Here is a 15,347-nt window from a genome sequence, read left to right on the forward strand (position 1 = left end):
GCAAGGCATCATGACCGGCGACGAACAACTTCGCAGGTTTGGTGACCGGCTGCGCGAGATGCGGATTCTTATTGGTGCGAACCAGCAGGAATTCGCCGGCTTGGGCGGCGTGAAGAAGAATAGTCAGGTCGCCTATGAAACAGGCAAGACCGCCCCGACGGTAGAATATCTCTATCGGCTGGCCGGGCACGGTGTGGATATCGGCTATGTCCTGACCGGTCGCCGCGAGGATGGAAGCCAGGGAGAAGAAGAGCGCCAGCTGGTCGATATGTTCGCGAAGCTCGACGTGCGGGAGCGCGATGCGATCGTGACGATGCTGGCGAGCCTGACCGGCAAGCTCGATCCGGAGCGAACACCAGTGGAGCGGCCAGCACGCACGCTCCACGCACCGCGGCGGGATTTCAGAGGCGAAGGCGAGGACTGAGAGCGGTTAGACTGCTGTCTTGCCATATTCCTGACGGATCACCGGATGGCTCGACGACAGGCCGCCATCGACCGCGATGGCCTGACCGTTGACATAACTGGCATCGTCCGACGCGAGGAAGGCGGCGACCTTCGCCAGTTCCTCGGGCTGCGCACCGCGGCGCAGCGGGTTGAGACGGCCGACCCGGTCGAGCTTGCCGGCCTCGCGCGCATAATCGAAAGTGGGTTTGGTCATGCCGGTCTCGGTCAGGCCGGGGCAGATCGCGTTGACCCGAACGTTCGAGCCGGAAAGCTGCTGTGCGGAAACCATGGCCAGATTGATCACACCGGCCTTGGACGCCGAATAGGCCGGGCTGCCCGCGCCCGAACGGATGCCGGCAACACTGGCGGTCAGCACGATGGCACCGCCACCGCGCTCGGCGATCTTCGGGGCTGCATGCTTGATCGCCAGAAAGGGCCCGATCAGATTGACTCGCAGCACCTCGGTGATCAGCGCAACGTCGGTGTCGAAGATATTGGCCATTCCGCCCGAAATGCCGGCGTTGGCGAACATGATATCGAGCCCATCATAATATTCGCAGGCGACCGCTACCGCGCGGATCACATCTTCCTCATTGCCAGCATCGATCCGGATGGCGTGGCCGGTGCCGCCGGCCTTGTCGATCAGGTCGGCAGTCTCCTCGACCGAGTCGGTGATGTCGGCGGCGAGCACGCGCCCGCCCTCGCTGGCGAAGAGCAATGCGGCAGCGCGCCCGATGCCCGAGCCGGCGCCGGTGACGATGATCGATTTTCCCGTGAACCTTGCCATCTGTCTTCCTCCATCATGCCGGACTCGTTCCGCCATCCAGCGGGCGGCTGGCCCGGGCATTTGACTATCAAAGCCTCGCGCCGCAGCTCCGAGAAAGGACCGCCCCACCGTTCCCCGGCGAAGGCCGGGGCCCAGTTGGGGGACGATTCTGACTGGCGCTGAGCGTCGTTACATCAACCTTCCCGACTGGACCCCGGCCTTCGCCGGGGAAGCAAAATTGCGTAGGCGGCATTTGCACCCCAACGATCCAGGGCAAAGTATCGCGTCAGATCGTCACGCCACCATCGATCACGATCGTCTGGCCCGTCATGAAGCTGCTAGCCGAGGAGGCAAGGAATACCACGCCGCCGGCGATCTCTTCCGGGTTACCGATGCGGCGCAGCGGGGTGGTCGCATTGCGGCGTTCCGCCAGCTTCTCGTCCTCCCACAACGCGCGGGCAAAGTCGGTCTTGATCAGGCCCGGTGCGATGCAGTTCACGCGGACATTGTCGGGCCCGAATTCGACCGCAAGGTTGCGGGCGAGTTGCATGTCAGCCGCCTTGGAGATGCAATAGGCGCCGATAACGGGCGATCCGCGCAGGCCGCCGATCGAGGAGACAATGATGATCGACCCCGATTTCCGCGCCCGCATCTCTGGCGCGACCATCATGATCAGCCAGTGGTTGGAGATGATGTTGTTGTCGAGGATCTTGCGGAACTGATCGTCGGCGATCCCTTCCTGCGGGCCGTAATAGGGGTTCGACGCAGCGTTGCAGACGAGGATGTCGACCTGGCCGAAGGCGCTACGGGTTTCGTCGACCAGGTTCTGCAAGCCGGCCTTGTCGGAGATGTTGGCGGCAACGGCAATCGCGGTGCCATCGCCATGTTTCGCGTTGATCTCGGCCGCGACCGTGTCGCAGGCGTCCTGCTTGCGGCTCGAAATGACCACCTTCGCGCCATGCTCGGCCAGCTCGAACGCGCTCGCCTTTCCGATCCCCTTGGAGGAGCCGGTGATAATGGCGACCTTCCCGGTCAGGTCGAACTGGCTCATCCTCTTCCTCCGTCACCCCGGCGGAGGCCGGGGCCGCTATGTGTCTGGCGCTCGCTTCGCTACGAAGCGGCCCCGGCCTCCGCCGGGGCGACGAACTTAGGCCCCTGCCCGCTTCGCGAAGCCCCAGGCGGCCGAGGCAAGGCCGGGCACGCGCTCGGCTGTCTTGGCTGCCTGGGCGCTCGACGCGGTACCGTCGACGATGCGTTTCTTGATGCCCTGGACGATGCCGGTCAGGCGGAAGAGGTTATAGGCGAAATACCAGTCGAGCTGCGGCACGCCGTCGCGCTTCGTCGCCTTGCAATAGCGGGCGACCATATCCTCGATCGTCGGGATGCCCGTCTCCGGCCCGTCCAGCCCCATCACGCCGGAACGGCCCTCCGGCTGCGTGACCCAGTTCATGAGGAAATAGGAGAAGTCCGCCAGCGGATCGCCGAGCGTCGACAGCTCCCAGTCCAGCACCGCGATCACCCGAGCCTCGTCGCCCGCGAAGATCATGTTGTCGATGCGGTAGTCGCCATGCACGATCGAGGTCCGCGTCTGCTCGGGGAGCGTGCGCGGCAGCCAGTCGATCAGCGCCTCGACATCAGGCATATGCTCGGTCTCGGACGCGCGATACTGCTTGGTCCAGCGAGCGACCTGGCGCTCGAAATAATTACCGGGCTTGCCGTAATCGCCAAGGCCGGCCGCGACATAATCGGTATTGTGGAGCGCCGCGAGCGTGTCGACCATCGCGTTGTAGATGTCGCGCCGGCCCTCCAGCGCCATGCCGGGCAACGAACCGTCCCACAGGTTCCTGCCTTCGACCAGCTCCATGATGTAGAACATCGAGCCGATGATTGCGGGCTCCTGACACAGGCCGAAGGGCGCGGGTACCGGGAAGCCGGTCGGATGAAGCCCGGCAATCAGCCGATATTCGCGGTCGACCGCATGGGCGGAGGGAAGTAATTTCCCGAAGGGCTGACGACGCAGGACATAGGATTTTTCGGGCGTATCGACTCGGTAGGTCGGATTGGACTGGCCGCCCTTGAACTTCGACAAGGTGACCGGCCCGGCAAAACCCGGCGTATGCCCGGCCATCCAGCGTTCGACCGCACGCGGATCGATCGTGTCGTCCGCCGGAACCGGGATCGTCCCGACCATGGTGACGTTCGCGTCCTCGGTCATCAGGTGAACTCGATCACCGATCGCACCGTGTCGCCGGTGCGCAGGTTGGCGAAGGCATGGTTGATGTCCTCCAGCCTGATCCGCTCGGCCACCATCGTGTCGAGATCGAGCTTGCCGTCGAGGTACAGCTGGACCAGCCGGGGCATGTCGATCGGGAAACGGGTCGAGCCGAGCAGCGACCCCTGGAGCTTCTTGCCGGTCAGGAAGGTCGGGCCCGGAATGCTGACATTGTTGCCGGGCGCGATCATGCCAAGGATCGTCGCCGTGCCGCCGCGCCGCAGGATAGCCCAGGCGAGCTCCGCGGTGTTGGAGCGTCCGACCGCCTCGATCGCATAATGCACCCCGCCACCGGTCATGCCGATCACCTTCTTGGCGAGGTCGGGGTCCATTGCATCGAGGCTGTGAGTCGCCCCCAGCTTCTCGGCGAGCGCTCGCTTGTCCGGTACCGGATCGATCGCGATGATCTGGCCGGCCCCGGCAATCTTGGCGGCGTTGACCGCGGCAAGGCCGATACCGCCGCAGCCGATCACCGCGACCGTCTCGCCCGGGCGAAGCTGGCTGTCGTTGAAGATCGATCCCGCTCCCGTGATCACCGCGCAGCCGAGCAGGGCGGCGCGATCGAGCGGCATGTCCTTGGAGATCGCGACACAGGCATTCTCATGCACCAGCATCATCTCGGCAAAAGCCGAGAGGTTGAGGAACGGCGCGAGCGGCGTGCCGTCCTTCAGGCTGAGGCGCGGCGGCGCATCCTTGGCGCGACGAGTCGAGGGATCGACGCAGAGCGACGGGCGCCCCGTGACGCACATCTCGCAGCTTCCACAGAACACCGTGAAGAAGGTGATGACGTGATCGCCGACCTTCAGATGCGCGACATCGCTGCCGACCGCCTCGATCACGCCGGCAGCCTCATGCCCCGGCACGGTCGGCATCGGATGCGGGAAGGCGCCATCGACGAAATGCAGGTCCGAGCGGCACACCCCCACCGCGGCGGTACGGATCAGCACCTCGCGCGGACCCGGATTGGAGACCTGGATATCCTCGATCTGCAGTTCGGTCTTCGGCTCGAAAAGGACGGCAGCTTTCATCGTCTTCCTTCGTCACCCCGGCGCAGGCCGGGGCCGCTATGTTGCTTCGGGCGAGCTTCGTAACGAAGCGGCCCCGGCCTGCGCCGGGGCGACGACTACCGCCGTATCGCTTCCTTCGCCGCGACCGCGTCGGGCAGGTCGGCATATTTGCCGAACTCGTTACGGGCAATCGCCCGGTTGTGGACTTCGTCCGGGCCGTCGGCGAAGCGCAGGGTGCGCATCGCGGCCCAGGCATGGGCGAGCCCGAAATCCTGGCTGACCCCGCCGCCGCCATGCGCCTGGATCGCATCGTCGAGGATCTGAAGCGCCATGGTCGGCGCCGCGACCTTGATCATCGCGATCTCGAGCTGCGCCGATTTGTTGCCCGCCTTGTCCATCATGTCCGCGGCCTTGAGGCAGAGCAGGCGAGTCATCTCGATGTCGATGCGCGCCTTGGCGATGCGCTGCTCCCAGATCGAATGGTCGGCGATGCGCTTGCCGAACGCGACGCGGGTGAGCAGCCGCTTCGCCATCGCCTCGATCGCAACCTCGGCAACGCCGATCGTGCGCATGCAATGATGGATGCGGCCCGGCCCGAGGCGGCCCTGCGCGATCTCGAATCCGCGCCCTTCGCCAAGCAGCAGATTCTCGACCGGTACGCGCACATCCTTGAGTTCCACTTCGCCATGCCCGTGCGGCGCGTGATCATACCCATAAACCGAAAGCATGCGCTTGATCGTTACGCCCGGTGCATCGAGCGGCACCAGTATCTGGCTTTGCTGGCTGTGGCGCGAGCTCTCCGGATTGGTCTTGCCCATGACGATCGCGACCTTGCAGCGCGGATCGCCGACGCCGGACGACCACCATTTCGTGCCGTTGATCACATAATGGTCGCCATCGCGGACCATCGAGGTCTGGATGTTGGTCGCGTCGGACGAGGCGACCGCCGGCTCGGTCATCAGGAAGGCGGAACGAATCTCACCGTTCATCAATGGCTTGAGCCATTGCTCCTTCTGCTCACGCGTGCCGTAACGATGGAATACCTCCATGTTGCCGGTGTCGGGCGCCGAGCAGTTGAAGCATTCCGGCGCCCAGCCGATCTTGCCCATCTCCTCGGCGCAGAGCGCATATTCGAGGTTGGTGAGCTGCGTGCCTTCGAATTCGAAACTGTCGTCGACATGGCTCTGGCCGGAGTGCGGCGGCATGAAGAAATTCCATAGCCCCGCCTCCTTGGCCTTGGCCTTCATGTCCTCGATGACGGGAATGACCTTCCAGCGCTCGCCTTCATGCTCCTGGCGGTGATACTCGTCCTGCCGGGGCCGGATATTCTGGTCGATGAAGGTTTTTACGCGGTCCCGAAAATAGGTCTCCCGCTCGCTCAGCGTGAAATCCATGATGCATCCTCCATCGCTCTTCGAGCATGGCGTTAGACCGTACCGCGTTTTCGGTAAAGCGTCTTTGCGGTCGAAATCGCAGAGGGAGAGACGTGCAGAAAAAACACTGTCTCTTCGAAAAGAAGATGTTACAGTTTGGCTTATGCAAGCTGCCGAAGACGTCCAGGGGGAGGAGGAGGCAGGCACGAAGCGGTTCCGCGCCAAGCGGGATGCGATTCTCGCCGCCGCCGCCGAAGCGATCAACGAACAGAGCGCAAAGGGCATGACCTTTGCGGACGTGGCGCGCCGTGTGGGGCTGAACACCACCAGCGTCACCTATTATTTCAAGCGCAAGGAAGATCTGGCGGCCGCCTGTTTCGAGCATACGCTCGAACGGCTTCAGGCGATGCTCGACGAATCGGCCACCAGACCGACGCCGCAGACGCGAGTCGCACATTATCTGGCGCTCAACATGGAGCGTTTCGCCCGCATCCAGCGCGGCGAGGAACAGGCATTCGCCGTGCTGTCCGACCTGCGGGCGATGGAGGATCCGGTGCGCAGCAAGCTGCTCGCCGGCTGGCGCGAGGTGTTCCGCAAGACGCGCGCCTTATGGGGCCCGACCGCAAACCGTGCCGAGACCGACCTGCATGGCGCCCGCGCCCATGTGCTGCTGGAGAATACCTTCTGGCTCCCGATGTGGCTGGTCCGCTACGAACTCGATCAGTTCGATCGGATCGAGGAGCGGCTGATGGACGTGTTCGAGCACGGCATCGCCGGGCCGAAGCAGAACTGGGCACCCGGGCTGATCGACCTCGCCCATGACGAGCCCGAGCCGGGACGCGAAGCGTTCCTGCTCGCGGCGACGCGGCTGATCAACGAGCTCGGCTATCGCGGCGCATCGGTGCAGAAGATCGCGTCCGAGCTGAACGTGACCAAGGGCAGCTTCTACCATCATCTCGATGCAAAGGACGATCTGGTCATCGCCTGCTACAAGCGCAGCTTCGACACGATCGCCGATACGCAGCAACTCGCCGACGATCGCGGTGGCAGCCATTGGCACCGACTGACCAGCACGATCGCCACGCTGCTCGACGTGCAATTCTCCGAGCGCGGGCCGCTCCTGCGCACCACCGCACTGTCGGGCCTGCCCCGCACCGTGCGGCGGGCGATGGTCGAGCGGTCGAACCGGATCGCGCGGCGCTATGCCGGCACGATGATGGACGGGATCGCCGAAGGGTCGATCAGGCCGGTCGACGCCCTGGTCGCATCGCAGGCCCTGATGGCGTTGCAGAACGCAGCCTTCGACATGCGTAAATGGGCAAGCACCATGCCGCGGGAGAAGGCCATCGCCTTCTACGCCTCGACGCTCGCTTTCGGCCTGTTCGACGACCGGGTACTCGACCTCTGAAACACCGCTGAGGCTGGACAACAACCTCGCCCTGCTGGCAGCGGGGCCGCAAGGAGATCAACACATGGCAGCCATGGGCGCATTCGACTGGGCAGACCCCTTCTTTCTCGACGATCAGCTCGAAGATGACGAGCGGATGATCCGCGACTCCGCACGCGCTTATGCCGAGGACAAGCTCGCGCCGCGGATCATCGACGCCTTCGCCAACGAGACTACGGACGTGGAGATCTTCCGCGAGATGGGCGCGCTCGGCCTGCTCGGCCCGACCGTACCTGAGGAATATGGCGGCGTCGGCGCATCCTATGTCGCGTACGGCCTGGTCGCGCGCGAGGTGGAGCGAGTCGATTCGGGCTACCGCTCGATGATGAGCGTCCAGTCGAGCCTGGTGATGTACCCGATCTATGCGTACGGGTCAGAGGAGCAGAAGCGGAAATATCTGCCCAGGCTGGCGAGCGGCGAATGGATCGGCTGTTTCGGGCTGACCGAGCCGGATGCAGGCTCCGACCCGGGCGGGATGAAGACGCGCGCGGTGAAGACCGCGAACGGCTATCGCATCTCGGGTTCAAAGACCTGGATCTCCAACGCGCCGATCGCCGATGTCTTCGTGATCTGGGCCAAGTCCGACGAGCATGGCGGCGGCATTCGGGGTTTCGTGCTCGAAAAGAGCATGAAGGGCCTCAGCACGCCGAAGATCGAGGGCAAGCTTTCCCTGCGTGCCTCGATTACCGGCATGGTGATGATGGACGAGGTAGAGGTCGGCGAGGATGCGTTGCTGCCTGACGTGCAGGGGCTGAAGGGCCCGTTCGGTTGCCTCAACCGCGCGCGCTACGGGATCAGTTGGGGATCGATGGGCGCGGCCGAGTTCTGCTTCCACGCGGCGCGGCAATATGGGCTCGACCGGGCGCAGTTCGGCAAGCCGCTCGCGGCGAACCAACTCTACCAGAAGAAGCTTGCGGATATGGAGACCGAGATCGCGCTTGGGCTTCAGGCGTCGCTCCGCGTCGGACGGCTGATGGATGCCGGCAAGTTCGCGCCGGAGATGATCTCCATCGTGAAGCGCAACAATGTCGGCAAGGCGCTCGATATCGCACGGATGAGCCGCGACATGCATGGCGGTAACGGCATCTCCGGCGAATATCAGGTCATGCGGCACCTGATGAACCTGGAGACGGTCAACACCTATGAGGGCGCGCATGATGTTCACGCGCTGATCCTCGGCCGGGCGATCACGGGGATTGCTGCGTTTTGAATGCGGTCGCCTCTTCCTGCTCCCCGGCGAAGGCCGGGGCCCAGTTGGGACGTCCTGAGTTGACGGGCACTGCGCTCCGTTCCCTCTACCTTCCCAACTGGGCCCCGGCCTTCGCCGGGGAGCAGGCGGGGGAAGACAGATGAGCGCACCTCCCCTCGCCGGCCTCAAGGTCATCGAACTCGCCCGCATCCTCGCCGGGCCATGGGCGGGCCAGACGCTGGCCGATCTCGGCGCGGAAGTGATCAAGGTGGAGAGTCCCGAGGGCGACGACACCCGCAAATGGGGCCCGCCCTTCGTCGAGAACCCGGACGGCAGCCGGGACGCGGGCTATTTCCACGCGACCAATCGCGGCAAGAAATCAGTCGTGATCGATTTCCGCACGACAGAGGGCCAGGCAGAGGTACGCCGGCTGGTCACCGATGCCGATGTGGTGATCGAGAATTTCAAGGTCGGCGGGCTCGCCAAATACGGACTCGATTATACCAGCCTCAGCGCGATCAATCCTCGGCTGGTCTATTGCTCGATCACCGGCTTCGGTCAGGACGGGCCCTATGCCTCACGCGCCGGATACGACTTCATCATCCAGGGCATGAGCGGCATCATGGACCTGACCGGCGAGCCGGACGGGGCGCCGCAAAAGGTCGGCGTTGCCTTCGCCGACATCATGACCGGGCTCTATTCGGTCATCGCGATCCAGGCGGCACTGGCGCAGCGCGAGAAGACCGGGCGCGGACAGCAGATCGACATGGCCTTGCTCGACACGATGGTCGGTGTGCTGGCCAATCAGGCGATGAACTTCTTCGTCAGCGGCGTGACGCCACCGCGGCTGGGCAATGCCCATCTCAACGTCTCGCCCTATGCGGTTTTCCCAACGAGCGACGGGTGGTTCATCCTCGCGGTGGGCAATGACGGGCAGTTCGTCCGCTTCTGCGATGCGCTCGGACTCGATGATCTGAAGGCCGATCAGCGTTTCGTGACCAATGCCGGGCGGCTCGACCATCGCGAGCCATTGTTCGCGGCGATCCGGGAGGCGACATCCCGGTATGAGCGCGATGCCCTGCTGGCGACGCTTGAGGCGGTCGGCGTACCGGCGGGACCGATCAACACCGTCGCCCAGGCCTTTGCAGACCCGCAGGTGCTGCATCGCGGCATGGCACTGACACTCGACCGGGATGGCATGGCCCTGCCCGGCCTGCGCACCCCGATCAAATTCTCCGACTCCTCGCTGGCGCTGGATCGCGCGGCTCCGATGCTCGGACAGGACGACCCGGCATGAACGCTCCGCTTGCCGGCCTGCGCATCCTGGAGATGGCGGGGATCGGCCCGGGCCCATTCTGCGCGATGATGCTGGCCGATCACGGCGCCGAGGTGATCCGGATCGAGCGACCCGGCGAAGGCGGCGGCTTCTCGGTCGCGGCGAAGGACCCATTGTTGCGGTCGCGCCGGGTCATCCAGCTCGACATGAAGAAGCGCGAGGCAGTGCTCACCGTGCAGCGGCTCGCGCAAAGCTGTGACGGGCTGATCGAGGGTTTCCGGCCCGGCGTGATGGAGCGGCTCGGCCTTGGACCGGAGGCGTTGCTCACCGACAATCCCAGGCTTGTCTATGGTCGCATGACCGGCTGGGGTCAGAGCGGGCCGATGGCGGCCGATGTCGGGCACGACATCAATTATATCGCGATCTCGGGCGCGCTGCATGCGTTCGGCGAAGCAGGCGGCAAGCCCGTGGCGCCGATCAACCTTGTCGGGGATTTCGGCGGCGGCGGCATGATGCTCGCCTTCGGCATGCTCGCCGCGATCCTGCAGGCACAGGCGACCGGGCGCGGCCAGGTGGTCGATTGCGCGATGACCGATGGTTCGGCGCTGCTGATGAGCATGATGTGGGGCTTCCGCGCGATGGGCCGCTGGGGCAATGCGCGCGGCACCAACTTGCTCGATGGCGGCGCGCATTTCTACGATACCTATGAGACCGGAGACGGGAAATGGGTCGCGATCGGCGCGATCGAGCCGCAATTCTACAAGGCCCTGCGCGCGGTGATGGGACTCCACGGCGCCGAGTGGGACGCGCAGTTCGCACCCGCCGTCTGGCCCACGCTCTCGGCGGAATTGGCGCGGCGGTTCCGGCAAAGGTCGCAGGCCGCATGGGTCGAGGCCTTTGCGGGGCATGAGGCGTGCTTCGCCCCCGTTCTCGGCTTCGACGAAGCGGCGGCGCATCCGCACAACCGCGCCAGAGGCACCTTTGTGGAGGCCGGCGGCGTCGTCCAGCCGGCCCCTGCCCCACGCTATTCGGTCAGCGACACCGTGACCCCGGTGATGGCGCGCCCAGCCGATACCGATGCGATCCTTGCCGAATATGGCTTCGCGCCGGACGAAATCGCCGCGCTCCACGAAGCGGGTGCGATGGGCAGCGAATAACCGTCGACGCATTGCCTGCCCTGTCCGACCATGCGATATAGGTTGCAAAGAAGAACCCATAGGAGAGCTTTATGGCCACCGCCGTCCTTCGCAATTCGCAGATGAGCGAAGCCGAATGGGAGGCGCGCCAGCAGCTCGCCGCCTGCTACCGCGTGTTCGCGATGCTCGGCTGGTCCGAGATGATCTACAATCACATCACGCTGAAGATCCCGGGCGAGGAAGGCGCGTTCCTGATCAACCCGTTCGGGCTGCATTTCAGCGAGGTGACCGCCTCCAGTCTGGTCAAGATCGACATCGACGGCAACAAGCTGGACGACAGCCCTTATCCGGTGAACCGCGCCGGCTTCGTGCAGCATGCGCTGTTCCACMGGCACCTGCCCGACGCGCATTGCATCATGCACACGCATACCACGGCCGGCATGGCGGTCAGCTCGGTCGAGGGCGGGCTGCGCGCGACCAATTTCTATGCGTGCAACTTCATCGGCCAGATCGCTTATCATGATTTCGAGGGCGTGACGGTGCGCGACGAGGAGGGCGAGCGGCTGCTCGAACATCTCGGCGACAAGCGCGTGATGCTCCTGAAAAACCACGGCATTCTGGTGATGGGACGCACCTTGCCTGAGGCGTTCATCAAGCATTGGTCGCTGCAGCGCGCCTGCGAGATCCAGGTCGCAACGGCCGGCATGGGCACGCCGATCGAGGTCTCGCCCGAGGTGGTTGCGGTGCATCAGCGCGATCTGCACCAGGTCTCCATCCCCGGCGGTCCGGGCAAGGCGGATTTCGAGGCGATGGTGCGTCTGGTCGACAAGATCGACACGGGGTGGCGGAACTAGATTTCTTTCCTCCCCGGAACGGGGAGGGGGACCAGCGAAGCTGGTGGAGGGGCTGGAGCACGGAACGCCTGCCCGCGCTCCAAACCTCTTCACCACCCGCTGAAGAAGCGGGCACTCCCCCTCGCGCGCTTCTCGGCGAAGGAATAGGAACGCTCAGCCGAACCTATAACCTGATATAGCCCAGCCGAGCACATGGTCTCCATAGTCGCGCACCGCTAGATCATCGCCACCGGCGCCGAGTGCCACCATCAGCGGCAGCAGATGCTCCGCTTCCGGATGCGCGAACCGGGCATGAGGCAGTTCTTCCCAGCGCGCAACGCGGTCGGCGCGCGAGGCAGGATCGGGGTCGGTAACCGCGTCGCTCAGCGCCGCATCCCATTCATCGGCTACCGGCGTCACCTGCGGACCACGGGCGCGCAGGTTGTGGAAGCTCATGCCCGACCCGACGATCAGCACGCCCTCCTCCCGCAGCGGCGCGAGGGCACGACCGATGGCAATATGCGCCGCCGGATCGAGATCCTTGCGCAGCGACATCTGGACCAGCGGGATATCGGCATCGGGCACCGCGACCATCATCGGGATGAACACGCCGTGATCCCACCCACGCGCCGTTTCCTCGCGCACGGGGAAGCCTGCGCCCTCGAGCAGCGTTTCCACGCGGCGTGCCACAGCCGGCGCGCCCGGAGCGTCCCAGCGGAGACGATAGGTATGCTCGGGGAAACCATAATAGTCATACAGCAGCGGCTGGCCGTTGCCGACATGCACGGTGACATCCTCCTCCTCCCAATGGCCGGAGACCATCAGGATTGCCTTTGGCCGTTCCGGCAGCGAGGCGATCAGGCCGGCGAGATAGGCCTGCATCGGCCGCCACATCGGATCGGGCGGGCCGCCCGCGGGATCCATGAAGAAGCAGGGACCGCCGCCATGCGGCACGAAGAGTGTTGGAAGTGTCATGGAGTGGATATCGGCCCCGCCCCGCCCCACCGCAATCTCGCACCCGGAAACACGCCGTTTCCCATCCCGGACCTTTCACGTAAGCTGCCGTCATGACCCGCTTCACCGTCAACAACCAGCCCATCGAATATAAGATGGACCCCAAGACCCCGCTGCTTTGGGCATTGCGGGATGCGTCGAACCTGACAGGCGCCAAATATGGCTGCGGCAATGGCGAATGCGGTGCGTGCACGGTGGACATCGACGGCGAGGCGGTGCGATCCTGCCAGGCAACGATCGGGGCGATCGAGGGCAGCTTCGTTACCACGATCGAGGGCCTGTCGCGCGAGCGCGGTCATCCGGTTCAGCTTGCCTGGATCGCGGAGAATGTACCGCAATGCGGCTTCTGCATCCCCGGCATGATCATGGCCGCAGCGGTGCTGATCAAGAAGAACAAGAATCCGTCCGAGGAGGACATCAAGGGCGCGATCACCAATCTGTGCCGTTGCGGAGTCTACCCTCGTGTGGTGGAGGCGGTGATGCGTGCCGCTCGCATCCAGCGCGGCGACGAGACGATCGATGCGGGAGCCTCGCCCGGAATCGACCCGGCCAGCGCGGCGAAAATGGTGCCCGCCCTGACACCAGGGGGCGGCCGGCCGAAGTGACTTTCGATGTTACGAATCCTTTCGCAACGCTGTCACCCCAATTCAGAAACGGGTCATCGCCAATAGTGCAAAACTCTTGCATCGATCGGGCGAATCTTACGCCCGCGTACCGGAAGGACTGAGATGCGTACTTCTTTCATCATCGCGCTTCTGGCGGCAACGGCAGCAATCGTGCCGGCGACCGCCTTTGCGCAGCGTGGCGAGCGCCAGGTGGACGGTGGCGGTGAACGCCAGGGACGTCCGGATTTCCAGCAGTCGCGTCCCCAACCGCAGCCCGCGCAGCAGCCACAACCGGCACAGCAGCCTCGTGTCGAGCGGCCCGCCAATAATGGCGGCGGCTGGAACGGCGGCGGCAACCGTGGTGGCCGCGGCAACTGGCAGGGCCCACGCCCGCAGCAGCCACAGGGCCAGGCACAGCCGCAGCAGCAGCCGCGCCCGCAATTCAATCCGCAAAATTTCCGTCGCGACGGCAATGGCAACGGACGCCCGGATTTCCGCGGCGGCAACCGTGGCGGTGGTGCGGTCGTGCCTGGCCAACAGCCGCAGCAGCCCCAGGTCAATGGCGGCCGTGGCAACTGGCAGCAGGGCCAGGGCAATCGCGACTGGCGGAACAACAATAATGGCGGCCGCCGCGATGACGGGAATGTACGCGGCAATGACGGCCGGCGTGACGACAACAACTGGCGTGGCAATCAGGGCCGCGGCAACGATGGCCGAGGCAATGGCGACTGGCGTGGCAACAATGGTCGCGGCAACGACGGCCGAGGCGACGGCAACTGGCGTGGCAACAGCGGCCGCGGCAACGACGGCAACTGGCGTGGCAATAATGGTCGCGGCGGTGGCTGGAACGGCAATGGCGGCCGCAACTGGAATCGCGGCTGGCGCAGCGACAATCGCTATAACTGGCAGTCGCGCCGTAATCAGTACCGCAACAATTACCATCTGCCGCGCTACTACGCGCCACACGGCTGGGACTATGGCTATCGCCGCTTCGACGTCGGCTTCACCCTGAACTCGATCCTGTTCGAGCAAAATTACTGGATCGACGATTCGGAATATTACGGCCTGCCGGCGGCCTATGGCCCGTATCGCTGGGTACGTTATTACAATGATGCCCTGCTGGTGGACATCTATAGCGGCCAGGTGGTCGATACGGTGTACGACATCTTCTGGTAAGAAGATGGGATGAAGCGAGGGACCCGGCAGCCATGTTGCCGGGCTCCTTGTTTTCCGCCCTTGTTTTTTGAGGACATGACGGCAGATTGCCCCGCGATGTCCCTGTTCTCAAAGAAACCCACGCTCCCGAAAAAGCCGGGTGGCCCCTCCCCGATCCGCAAGATGGCGGGCGAAACGGTCTCGCAGCGGCTCGAGGCGACTCCAGGGGTGCAGCGCGCCAAGATCGACAAGGCACAGGTCTATTATCACCTCGATTTCCTGAGCCCGGCGCAGTGCACATCGCTGATGCGGCTGATCGATACGAACCGGCGGCCCTCAACCCTGCTCTCCGAATCCGGCGATACGGCGTTCCGCACCAGCGAGAGCTGCGACATGGATCGCTGGTCCCCGACGGTACAGCCGATCGACGAATCGATAGCGCACCTGCTCGGCCTGCCCCCCGCGAACGGCGAGACGATGCAAGGGCAGCGTTACGCCCCCGGCCAGCAATTCCGCGCCCATCACGATTTCTTCCACGAAGGCCAGCATTATTGGGAAGCGATGAAGGCCAGCGGCGGCCAGCGCACCTGGACCGCGATGATCTACCTCAACAATGTCGAGGAAGGCGGCGCCACCTGGTTCCCCCAGGCCGGCATCCGCGTTGCGCCCAAGCGCGGGCTGCTGCTCGCGTGGAACAACATGAACCCCGATGGCAGCCCGAACGAATTCACCTTGCATGAGGGGATGCCAGTGGTGAAGGGCACCAAATACATCGTCACCAAGTGGTTCCGCGAGGGCGCCTGGCTGAAGCAGTGAGGCGGCGCGAGCCG

Annotated in this window: 15 protein-coding genes; 9 read left to right on the forward strand and 6 right to left on the reverse strand. The window is 64.6% G+C overall.

Annotation, left to right across the window (positions count from 1 at the left end):
- Window positions 1-10 precede the first annotated feature (10 nt).
- Window positions 11-424, forward strand: coding sequence for a helix-turn-helix domain-containing protein (locus tag AC1DT7_RS16915; protein WP_478037199.1), 414 nt, complete (start codon window positions 11-13; stop codon window positions 422-424).
- Window positions 425-430: 6 nt separating this feature from the next.
- Here the strand turns inward: AC1DT7_RS16915 and AC1DT7_RS16920 are convergent, their stop codons facing one another.
- The 5 genes from AC1DT7_RS16920 to AC1DT7_RS16940 all read right to left on the reverse strand — a co-directional run bounded on the left by AC1DT7_RS16920 (window position 431) and on the right by AC1DT7_RS16940 (window position 5,883).
- Window positions 431-1,231 (reverse strand): SDR family NAD(P)-dependent oxidoreductase, encoded by an 801-nt coding sequence (locus tag AC1DT7_RS16920; RefSeq protein ID WP_478037200.1) that lies wholly within the window; start codon window positions 1,229-1,231, stop codon window positions 431-433.
- A 265-nt stretch (window positions 1,232-1,496) separates the two neighbouring features.
- Window positions 1,497-2,261, reverse strand: a complete 765-nt coding sequence (locus AC1DT7_RS16925; RefSeq protein ID WP_478037201.1) for an SDR family oxidoreductase — start codon at window positions 2,259-2,261, stop codon at window positions 1,497-1,499.
- Window positions 2,262-2,357: 96 nt separating this feature from the next.
- Window positions 2,358-3,425: a phosphotransferase family protein gene (locus AC1DT7_RS16930; protein WP_478037202.1), complete on the reverse strand. Its 1,068-nt coding sequence runs from the start codon at window positions 3,423-3,425 to the stop codon at window positions 2,358-2,360.
- Window positions 3,425-4,510: a Zn-dependent alcohol dehydrogenase gene (locus AC1DT7_RS16935; protein WP_478037203.1), complete on the reverse strand. Its 1,086-nt coding sequence runs from the start codon at window positions 4,508-4,510 to the stop codon at window positions 3,425-3,427. Before AC1DT7_RS16935 ends, AC1DT7_RS16930 begins: the two co-directional genes overlap by 1 nt.
- Before the next feature lie 95 nt (window positions 4,511-4,605).
- Window positions 4,606-5,883 carry an acyl-CoA dehydrogenase family protein gene (locus tag AC1DT7_RS16940; RefSeq protein ID WP_478037204.1) on the reverse strand — a complete coding sequence of 426 codons (1,278 nt, stop codon included), beginning with the start codon at window positions 5,881-5,883 and terminating at the stop codon, window positions 4,606-4,608.
- Window positions 5,884-6,025: 142 nt separating this feature from the next.
- Between AC1DT7_RS16940 and AC1DT7_RS16945 the strand changes: the two genes are divergently transcribed.
- The 5 genes from AC1DT7_RS16945 (at window position 6,026) to AC1DT7_RS16965 (ending at window position 11,764) form a co-directional block, all read left to right on the forward strand.
- Entirely contained in the window at window positions 6,026-7,270 is a 1,245-nt protein-coding gene (locus AC1DT7_RS16945; protein WP_478037205.1) for a TetR/AcrR family transcriptional regulator, read from the forward strand.
- A gap of 64 nt (window positions 7,271-7,334) precedes the next feature.
- Window positions 7,335-8,519, forward strand: a complete 1,185-nt coding sequence (locus tag AC1DT7_RS16950; protein ID WP_478037206.1) for an acyl-CoA dehydrogenase — start codon at window positions 7,335-7,337, stop codon at window positions 8,517-8,519.
- Window positions 8,520-8,658: 139 nt separating this feature from the next.
- On the forward strand, window positions 8,659-9,795 hold the full coding sequence (locus tag AC1DT7_RS16955; protein WP_478037207.1) for a CaiB/BaiF CoA transferase family protein: 1,137 nt from the start codon (window positions 8,659-8,661) through the stop codon (window positions 9,793-9,795).
- A complete protein-coding gene (locus AC1DT7_RS16960; RefSeq protein ID WP_478037208.1) occupies window positions 9,792-10,931 on the forward strand; it encodes a CaiB/BaiF CoA transferase family protein in 1,140 nt (379 codons plus the stop codon). Before AC1DT7_RS16955 ends, AC1DT7_RS16960 begins: the two co-directional genes overlap by 4 nt.
- 71 nt (window positions 10,932-11,002) lie before the next feature.
- On the forward strand, window positions 11,003-11,764 hold the full coding sequence (locus tag AC1DT7_RS16965) for a class II aldolase/adducin family protein (RefSeq protein ID WP_478037209.1): 762 nt from the start codon (window positions 11,003-11,005) through the stop codon (window positions 11,762-11,764).
- A gap of 153 nt (window positions 11,765-11,917) precedes the next feature.
- Here the strand turns inward: AC1DT7_RS16965 and AC1DT7_RS16970 are convergent, their stop codons facing one another.
- Window positions 11,918-12,718 carry a DODA-type extradiol aromatic ring-opening family dioxygenase gene (locus AC1DT7_RS16970; protein WP_478037210.1) on the reverse strand — a complete coding sequence of 267 codons (801 nt, stop codon included), beginning with the start codon at window positions 12,716-12,718 and terminating at the stop codon, window positions 11,918-11,920.
- 92 nt (window positions 12,719-12,810) lie between these two features.
- On the opposite strand from AC1DT7_RS16970, the gene AC1DT7_RS16975 reads away from it, so the two are divergent.
- The 3 genes from AC1DT7_RS16975 to AC1DT7_RS16985 all read left to right on the forward strand — a co-directional run bounded on the left by AC1DT7_RS16975 (window position 12,811) and on the right by AC1DT7_RS16985 (window position 15,333).
- Complete coding sequence (locus AC1DT7_RS16975; protein WP_478037211.1) at window positions 12,811-13,362, forward strand: (2Fe-2S)-binding protein; 552 nt, start codon at window positions 12,811-12,813, stop codon at window positions 13,360-13,362.
- Between the two features lie 123 nt (window positions 13,363-13,485).
- Entirely contained in the window at window positions 13,486-14,538 is a 1,053-nt protein-coding gene (locus AC1DT7_RS16980) for an RcnB family protein (protein WP_478037212.1), read from the forward strand.
- Window positions 14,539-14,634: 96 nt separating this feature from the next.
- On the forward strand, window positions 14,635-15,333 hold the full coding sequence (locus AC1DT7_RS16985) for a prolyl hydroxylase family protein (protein ID WP_478037213.1): 699 nt from the start codon (window positions 14,635-14,637) through the stop codon (window positions 15,331-15,333).
- Window positions 15,334-15,347 lie beyond the last annotated feature (14 nt).

This window comes from Sphingomonas sp. P3_C6 (assembly GCF_056402595.1).

Coding starts and splice junctions, on each gene's coding strand:
- AC1DT7_RS16915 (WP_478037199.1), top strand. CDS start 11: ATGACCGGCGACGAACAACTTCGCAGGTTTGGTGACCGGCTGCGCGAG.
- AC1DT7_RS16920 (WP_478037200.1), bottom strand. CDS start 1,231: ATGGCAAGGTTCACGGGAAAATCGATCATCGTCACCGGCGCCGGCTCG.
- AC1DT7_RS16925 (WP_478037201.1), bottom strand. CDS start 2,261: ATGAGCCAGTTCGACCTGACCGGGAAGGTCGCCATTATCACCGGCTCC.
- AC1DT7_RS16930 (WP_478037202.1), bottom strand. CDS start 3,425: ATGACCGAGGACGCGAACGTCACCATGGTCGGGACGATCCCGGTTCCG.
- AC1DT7_RS16935 (WP_478037203.1), bottom strand. CDS start 4,510: ATGAAAGCTGCCGTCCTTTTCGAGCCGAAGACCGAACTGCAGATCGAG.
- AC1DT7_RS16940 (WP_478037204.1), bottom strand. CDS start 5,883: ATGGATTTCACGCTGAGCGAGCGGGAGACCTATTTTCGGGACCGCGTA.
- AC1DT7_RS16945 (WP_478037205.1), top strand. CDS start 6,026: ATGCAAGCTGCCGAAGACGTCCAGGGGGAGGAGGAGGCAGGCACGAAG.
- AC1DT7_RS16950 (WP_478037206.1), top strand. CDS start 7,335: ATGGCAGCCATGGGCGCATTCGACTGGGCAGACCCCTTCTTTCTCGAC.
- AC1DT7_RS16955 (WP_478037207.1), top strand. CDS start 8,659: ATGAGCGCACCTCCCCTCGCCGGCCTCAAGGTCATCGAACTCGCCCGC.
- AC1DT7_RS16960 (WP_478037208.1), top strand. CDS start 9,792: ATGAACGCTCCGCTTGCCGGCCTGCGCATCCTGGAGATGGCGGGGATC.
- AC1DT7_RS16970 (WP_478037210.1), bottom strand. CDS start 12,718: ATGACACTTCCAACACTCTTCGTGCCGCATGGCGGCGGTCCCTGCTTC.
- AC1DT7_RS16975 (WP_478037211.1), top strand. CDS start 12,811: ATGACCCGCTTCACCGTCAACAACCAGCCCATCGAATATAAGATGGAC.
- AC1DT7_RS16980 (WP_478037212.1), top strand. CDS start 13,486: ATGCGTACTTCTTTCATCATCGCGCTTCTGGCGGCAACGGCAGCAATC.
- AC1DT7_RS16985 (WP_478037213.1), top strand. CDS start 14,635: ATGTCCCTGTTCTCAAAGAAACCCACGCTCCCGAAAAAGCCGGGTGGC.